This window comes from Streptomyces sp. SID9727 (genome assembly GCF_010550605.1).
Classification (GTDB): Bacteria; Actinomycetota; Actinomycetes; order Streptomycetales; family Streptomycetaceae; genus Streptomyces.
Genome location: NZ_JAAGNI010000078.1, coordinates 1 through 6,936, shown reverse-complemented (window position 1 = coordinate 6,936; position 6,936 = coordinate 1). Strand labels below are relative to the sequence as shown.

The 6,936-nt window shown below is 74.1% G+C and carries 9 protein-coding genes; 1 reads left to right on the top strand and 8 read right to left on the bottom strand.

Annotated elements, in window-relative coordinates; all coding sequences use genetic code 11:
* Positions 1-263: 263 nt before the first annotated feature.
* From G3I41_RS05125 to tsaB, 6 genes are all read right to left on the bottom strand, one after another.
* Positions 264-929 carry a hypothetical protein gene (locus G3I41_RS05125; protein WP_164399118.1) on the bottom strand — a complete coding sequence of 222 codons (666 nt, stop codon included), beginning with the start codon at positions 927-929 and terminating at the stop codon, positions 264-266.
* A gap of 47 nt (positions 930-976) precedes the next feature.
* Positions 977-1,447 carry a VOC family protein gene (locus tag G3I41_RS05120; protein ID WP_164399117.1) on the bottom strand — a complete coding sequence of 157 codons (471 nt, stop codon included), beginning with the start codon at positions 1,445-1,447 and terminating at the stop codon, positions 977-979.
* A 76-nt stretch (positions 1,448-1,523) separates the two neighbouring features.
* Entirely contained in the window at positions 1,524-1,796 is a 273-nt protein-coding gene (locus G3I41_RS05115; RefSeq protein ID WP_164399116.1) for a hypothetical protein, read from the bottom strand.
* Positions 1,793-2,893: a tRNA (adenosine(37)-N6)-threonylcarbamoyltransferase complex transferase subunit TsaD gene (gene tsaD / locus G3I41_RS05110; RefSeq protein WP_164399115.1), complete on the bottom strand. Its 1,101-nt coding sequence runs from the start codon at positions 2,891-2,893 to the stop codon at positions 1,793-1,795. Before tsaD ends, G3I41_RS05115 begins: the two co-directional genes overlap by 4 nt.
* The gene (rimI, locus tag G3I41_RS05105) at positions 2,893-3,396 is read right to left on the bottom strand and encodes a ribosomal protein S18-alanine N-acetyltransferase (protein WP_164399114.1); all 504 of its coding nucleotides are present in this window, start codon (positions 3,394-3,396) and stop codon (positions 2,893-2,895) included. The genes tsaD and rimI overlap by 1 nt, the downstream gene beginning before the upstream one ends.
* On the bottom strand, positions 3,393-4,040 hold the full coding sequence (gene tsaB, locus G3I41_RS05100) for a tRNA (adenosine(37)-N6)-threonylcarbamoyltransferase complex dimerization subunit type 1 TsaB (RefSeq protein WP_164399120.1): 648 nt from the start codon (positions 4,038-4,040) through the stop codon (positions 3,393-3,395). Before tsaB ends, rimI begins: the two co-directional genes overlap by 4 nt.
* Before the next feature lie 226 nt (positions 4,041-4,266).
* On the opposite strand from tsaB, the gene G3I41_RS05095 reads away from it, so the two are divergent.
* Entirely contained in the window at positions 4,267-4,812 is a 546-nt protein-coding gene (locus G3I41_RS05095; RefSeq protein WP_164399119.1) for a hypothetical protein, read from the top strand.
* 466 nt (positions 4,813-5,278) lie between these two features.
* On the opposite strand, the gene tsaE is transcribed toward G3I41_RS05095, so the two are convergent.
* On the bottom strand, positions 5,279-5,830 hold the full coding sequence (gene tsaE / locus G3I41_RS05090) for a tRNA (adenosine(37)-N6)-threonylcarbamoyltransferase complex ATPase subunit type 1 TsaE (RefSeq protein ID WP_164399113.1): 552 nt from the start codon (positions 5,828-5,830) through the stop codon (positions 5,279-5,281).
* Positions 5,799-6,936 (bottom strand): alpha/beta hydrolase (locus G3I41_RS05085; protein ID WP_164399112.1); only part of this gene is annotated, 1,138 nt, incomplete at its 5' end. The genes G3I41_RS05085 and tsaE, both read right to left, overlap by 32 nt.

Genomic DNA, 6,936 nt, shown 5'->3' with positions numbered 1-6,936 from the left:
GCCGCGCAGCCGGACGCGGCGGCGGCGACCAGGAGGGCGGCGAGGACCGCGTAGCCCGGCCTGCGCCGCAGACGGTCCCGTACCCGCTGCCGCCCGCCCGTCACCGCGCCCTGTTCACGCCCATTCATGGCCAATTTGTCCTTTTGTCGTACTGGCTGCATGGCGCCGGATCCTGCCAGTACGTGACGGGGCATCGGCTCCGACACCGCCGCCGGGCGCGCACGGTCCCCCGGGTGGCTCACACCGGGGCGGGCCGAAAGGCTTCAGCGGCGGACGCCGCCGCCCCGCGCGACCGGCGCGGGCCGCGCGGCCGCCCCGGTCAGCGTCCGCACGATCCAGCGCCGGTGCCAGAACGCCTTGAAGACGCCGATGAGCCCGACGAGCCAGGCCAGCAGCCCGAGCCCCATCATCAGCGCCATCAGCCCGTACGTGTCCTCGCCCCGGACCGCCCCCGCCGGCACGACGACGCAGAGGTAGAGCCCCAGCGCGCCGAGCACGAAGGAGGGCAGCAGCCACCCCAGCGTCGTGCCGGGCAGCCGCAGTCCGGCGTCGCGGGCGGGGTCGCGGTCCAGCGCGCCCCACTGCGTGAGCAGCCGGCGCACCGCGACGTCCCGGCGCAGCCCGACGACGACCAGGATCACCGCCGGGACGAGGGCGGCGGCGCCCATCGCGAGCATCACCACGCCGACGATCGCGCTGACGGCGTCGTACGACTCCTCGAAGGTGATGACCGCCGTCCCGATGAACGACCAGCCGATCGCGCCGACCGCCCCCCACAGCCACAGCAGCCCGAGCCGGCCGGGTCCGACGTGCGCCTTCACCAGCACGCCGAGCAGGAAGGACCGGTCGGCGAGCAGCGCGTCCCGGTCGGGCCAGGCGCGTATCTCCACGGGCGGCGGGGGCGGCGGCAGTACGAAGCGAGGGGCCATGGGGCCGACCTTATCGAGCACCCATGACCCCAATGAGCGGGCGGGGATCAGGCGTTGCGGATGGCCTCGACGTCCAGGCGCTTCATGCCGAGCATGGCCTTCATCGCGCGGGCGGCCTTCTCGGGGTCGGGGTCGGTCAGGGCGTCGACGAGGCCCGGCGGGACGATCTGCCAGGAGAGGCCGTACTTGTCCTTGAGCCAGCCGCACTGGCTCTCCTGCCCGCCGCCGGAGGTGAACTCGTTCCACAGCCGGTCCGCCTCCTCCTGCGAGTCGCACTCCACGGAGAGCGAGACGGCCTCGGTGAAGGTGAACTCCGGCCCGCCGTCGAACGCGATGTACTCGGCGCCGTCCAGCTGGAACCGTACGGTCATCGCCTTGCCCTCCTCGCCGGGGCCGGCGGCGGTCCAGCGGGTGGTCTCCAGGACGCGCGAGTCGCCGCCGATGACGGAGACGTAGTAGTTCGCCGCCTCCTCGACCAGGTCCTTCGCGAACCACAGGAACGTGGTGACCTTCTGCATGATCCTCTCCTCACGAACGGGGGCAAAGTGTCGTGAAGGGTAGACCGCGGCAGCGTCCGGAACTCATCGACAGGCCCTAGACGGCTCCGAGCGATGCGAAGCGCCAGCGGTGGACCGGCCGGGTGACGAGGTCCGGATCGGGCTCGGGCAGCTCCGGCAGCTCGTCGGCGTACGCGCCCTGCCACCAGGTGATGACGAGGACCCGGTCCTGCGGGGCGCGCAGCAGCTCGCTGCGGAGCGGGGGGCGGGGCAGCCCGGCGGCGCGGGCGCGGGCCCACTCCGCCAGTTCGCCGCCCCTGCCCTCGGCGGCGCGGGCCTCCCACATCAGGGCGGTGACCGGGGCGCTCATGAGTAGAGGTTGTCCTTGCTGATCTCGTGCACGTGGTCGTGGTCGTGCGCGTGGGCGCCCGGGACGTGGGTCTCGGTGACCGGCAGCGAGGAGTCCGCGGACAGCTCCAGGTCGGAGGCGGGCCGGTTGCGGGCGACCATCTCGGCGCCGAGCGCGGCGACCATCGCCCCGTTGTCGGTGCACAGCTTGGGGCGGGGCACGCGCAGCCGGATGCCGGCCCGCTCGCACCGCTCCTCGGCGAGCGCGCGCAGCCGCGAGTTGGCCGCGACGCCGCCGCCGATCATCAGGTGGTCGACGCCCTCGTCCTTGCAGGCGCGGACGGCCTTGCGGGTGAGCACGTCCACCACGGCCTCCTGGAAGGACGCGGCCACGTCCCGGACCGGCACCTCCTCGCCGGCCGCCCGCTTGGCCTCGATCCAGCGGGCGACGGAGGTCTTCAGGCCGGAGAACGAGAAGTCGTACGCGGGGTCGCGCGAGCCGGTGAGGCCGCGCGGGAAGGCGATGGCCGCCGGGTCGCCCTCCTTGGCGAGCCGGTCGATGACCGGGCCGCCGGGGAAGCCGAGGTCCAGGACCCGGGCGATCTTGTCGAACGCCTCGCCGGCCGCGTCGTCGATGGTCGCGCCGAGCGGCCGTACGTCGTTGGTGATGTCCGGTGCGAGCAGCAGCGAGGAGTGCCCGCCGCTGACCAGGAGCGCCATGGTGGGCTCGGGCAGCGGGCCGTGCTCCAGCTGGTCGACGCAGATGTGGGAGGCCAGGTGGTTGACCCCGTACAGCGGCTTGTCCAGCGCGTACGCGTACGCCTTGGCGGCGGAGACGCCGACGAGCAGGGCGCCCGCGAGGCCGGGCCCGGCGGTGACGGCGATGCCGTCGAGGTCGCGGCCGCTGACCCCGGCCTCCTTCAGGGCGCGCTCGATGGTGGGGACCATCGCCTCCAGGTGGGCGCGGGAGGCGATCTCGGGGACGACGCCGCCGAAGCGGGCGTGCGTGTCGACGCTGGACGCGACGGCGTCCGCGAGGAGCGTGGTCCCCCGGACGATGCCGACCCCGGTTTCGTCGCAGGAGGTCTCGATGCCGAGTACGAGGGGTTCGTCAGCCATCAGTGGGTCCCGTTTTCTTCTGCTTCTTCGTGTACGTGGTGGCGCATGACGAGCGCGTCGACGTTGCCCGGCTGGTAGTAGCCGCGGCGGAAGCCGATCGGTTCGAAGCCGAAGCGCTCGTAGAGCTTCTGGGCGCGCGTGTTGTCGACGCGGACCTCCAGGAGCACCTCGGCGCACTCGAAGGCCGTGGCGTGCCGGAGCAGGTCGGTCAGCAGCTCGGAGCCGAGCCCGCCGCCCCAGTGGTCGCGGGCGACGGCGATCGTCTGGACGTCGGCGAGGTCACCGGCGGCGGCGAGGCCCGCGTACCCGACGATCCGGCCGGTGCCGGGCTCCTCGGCGACGACGTAGCGGCGGGTGGCCGCCGGGCCGCGCGCGTACGCCAGCTCGGACCAGAACATGCCCGCCGACCAGGCGTCCTCCGGGAACAGCTCGTGTTCGAGGGCGAGCACGGGGTCGATGTCCCACCAGCGCATCTCGCGCAGCACCGCGGTCGTGACGGTCACTTCGGGGTGACCACCTTGTAGTTCTTCGGGACCTGCGCGTCGGGCCTGCGCAGGTAGAGCGGCTGCGGCGGCAGCAGCTCCGCGCCGGCCGCGAGGCGTTCGGCGGCGAGGCCCGCGAGGGCGCCGGCCGCCAGGTGTTCGGGGCCGCGCGCGTCCGGGAACGCCTCGGGATAGAGCACCGCGCCCGCCCCGACGACCGGCAGGCCCGCGAGCCGGTCCGCGATGTCGGCGGGCCGGTCGACGGAGGGTCCGGCGGTCCGGGTGCGGGCGTCCTCGTACCGCGCCCAGTAGACCTCCTTGCGGCGGGCGTCCGTGGCTACGGCGAACGGACCGTCGAGTCCGGAGCGCCCGGCGGCGTACGCGAGACCGTCCAGGGTGCACAGGCCGTGCACGGGCACGGAGAGCACCGAGCCGAAGGTGGCGGCCGTCACCAGGCCGACGCGCAGTCCGGTGTACGGGCCGGGTCCGACCCCGACGACGACGTCCGTCACGGCGTCGAGTTCCACCCCGGCGTCCGCGAGGACCCGGTCGACGGCGGGCAGCAGCAGCTCCCCGTGCCTGCGGGCGTCGACCTGCGCGGACTCGGCGACGACGCGGGTCCCGTCGTGCAGGGCGACGGTGACGGCGGGGGTGGCGGTATCCATTGCGAGCAAGAGCACGCAAACAGCCTACGGCTCCGGCGCGGCCCGCCCCGCGCCCCGTACGGCATCCCGGCCCGGCCGGTCCCGGCTGCTACCGTCACCGGGTATACGCGGAGTACGTGTAAACGCTTGTAGGACTTACGACTCGCGTACGGCGTACGGTTCGCGCCTTCCGGCACACGACACAGCGAAAGAGGCACGCACGGTGGCAAGGGGCAGCTCGGGAATCGTGGCCGCGCTCACCGCGGCGGCCGTCGCGGCGGTCGGCTTCCTGGCCTACCAGGCGTCCGCGAATGTGCCGGACGACCTGGCCGCGAAGCCGAAGCCGTCGGTCAGTGCCTCGGCGTCCGCCCCGGCCGGAGGGCAGGGCAAGGCCAAGCCGAAGAAGGACCCGCTCGCCGTCCCCGCCGGCTCCGGCACCGGGGCGCGGGTCGTCTACGCGCTGCACGACCGCCGGGTGTGGCTGGTGGACGCGAAGGGGAAGGCGTCGCGGACGTTCAAGGTGATGCCGAGCGCGGTGCACGCGGTGCCGGGCACGTATCGCGTGACGTCGCGCTCGGGCAGCGTGAAGGGCTCCGACGGCGTGCCGATCGAGCACGTGGTGCGGTTCGCCACGGTGGACGACGTGACGATCGGCTTCAGCGCCGCGCAGGACGGGTCGATGGAGGAGCCGGATCCCGCGGTGAAGGCGGGGGGCGTGCGGATGTCCCGGGCCGACGGGGACGCGGTGTGGCGGTTCGCCACGGTGGGGGCGGCGGTGGTGGTCGTCCCCTAGCCGGGGCGGCCGTGGTCCTCAGTCGCCGGACGGGCTGGGGTTCTGCGGGCCTGCGTCGGCCCGCGTCTGGGGTTCTGCGGGCCTACGTCGGCCCGCGTCAGAGATGTCCTCGATCGCCGGACGGGCTTGATTGTGCCGCCCGTCCGGATTTTGCCGTGCGGGCGGAGTTGGCCGCGTGCGCGGGGGTGGTGGGGCGCGCCGGGGTCGCCGGGCGGGTGGCGTTGCGCGGCGAGGGCGGGGTCGATACCGCGTTCGCCGCTGCCGTCGCGGCCAGCAGCGTGCTCATGGGGACCGCCGTGCTTGGCGGTTCCGGTTCGCGGTCGGATGTCGGCATGGCGCCTCCTGGGGCTCCGGCTCCGGTGGAAGGCGTGGTTAGGTAGACCTAACCCGCTCTCGTCCTCCATGTCACCACGCCCGCCCCGTCCCGCGCAACATTTTGCCGACACCGCGTCGGAAACAGCGGCGGTCAGCCCCAGGGCGCCCAGGAATCGTTCCGCAGCCCCGCCCAGCGCGCCCCCACGCCCACCAGGGTCACCGTGCGGCGCTCGTCGTCCGTGTCCCCGACCGCGCGGTCGATGAACACCTGGAGCCGGTCGTCCGACAGCTCCTCGACCTTGCCGTCGCCCCACTCCACGACCACCACGGACTCCGGGAGCGACACGTCGAGGTCCAGGTCCTCCATCTCGTCGAGACCGCCGCCCAGCCGGTACGCGTCGACGTGGACCAGCGCGGGCCCGCCGGACAGCGGCGGGTGGACGCGGGCGATCACGAACGTGGGGGACGTCACCGCGCCCCGCACCCCCAGGCCCTCGCCGAGCCCCCGGGTCAGGGTCGTCTTGCCGGCCCCCAGCTCGCCGGTGAGCATCACGAGGTCCCCGGGGCGCAGCGCGGCGGCGAGCCGGCGGCCCAGGGCCCGCATCTGTTCGGGGGAGTCGACGGCGAGGCGCACGCTGACGGCGCCGGGGACGTGTCCGTACGCGGTGGCCTCAGTGGCCGCCGGGCTGTTCTGCGGTTCCATGCCCGCCAACGTTAGAGGACTCCGGTACGGCTCCGGCGCGCACCAGCAGGTCCGCGAGCCGGTCGGTCACCGTCTCGGGGTGCTCCAGCATCACCAGGTGCCCGGCGTCCGGGACGATGACCAGTTCCGCGTCGGGCAGCAGGTCCGCGATGGCCTCGCTGTGCGAGCTGGGCGTCACCAGGTCCTTGTCCCCGGCCAGGATGAGGACCGGGAGGTCGCGGAAGAGGGGCAGGGTCGCGCTCTTGTCGTGCTCCGCGAAGGCGGGGTAGAACTCGGCGACCACGTCGATCGGGGTGGACTCGATGAGCCGTTCCGCGAACCGCGCGACGGCCGGGTCCACGTCCCGGGAGCCGAAGGAGTACCGCTTGACCAGCCCGGCGAACAGGTCGGCGGTCGCCCGGCGCCCGCGCTCCACCAGCTCCGCCTGCGAGCCGAGCGCCCGGAGCACGCCGGGGAGCACGCGCCGCACGGCGTTGACGCCCATCACGGGCAGCCCGAAGCTGACCTCGTTCAGCCGGCCGCTCGACGTACCGACGAAGGCGACGGCGGCGACCCGGTCGCGGAGCAGCTCCGGGTACTGCTCGGCGAGCGCCATGATCGTCATGCCGCCCATGGAGTGGCCGACGAGGACGAGCGGGCCCTCGGGCGCGGCGGCGTCGATGACGGCCTTGAGGTCGCGGCCGAGCTGGTCGATGCCGACGGGCACCCCGCCTCCGGCGCGGGCCTGGGCGCGTCCGCGCTCGGAGCGGCCGTGGCTGCGCTGGTCCCAGTGGACGGTGCGCACGATGCCGCGCAGGGCGGCGCGCTGGAAGTGCCAGGAGTCCTGGCCGAGGCAGTAGCCGTGGCTGAAGACGACGGTGACGGGTGCGGGCTCCTTGCGCCCGAAGAGCCGCCGCCGGCGGGAGCCCGAGGAGCCCGGGTCCTCCGGGGTGTCGACCTCGTCCACCTCGTAGTACAGCTCGGTGCCGTCGTCGGCGGTGGCCCGGCCGGGCGTCCCGCGCAGCGCGCCGTACGGTCCGGTCGCGTCCAGGGCGAGGCGTGCGCGCTTGCGCATGCCCCGGCCGACGGTCAGCCGCTCCACGGCGACCCCGGCCGCGGCCCCGGCG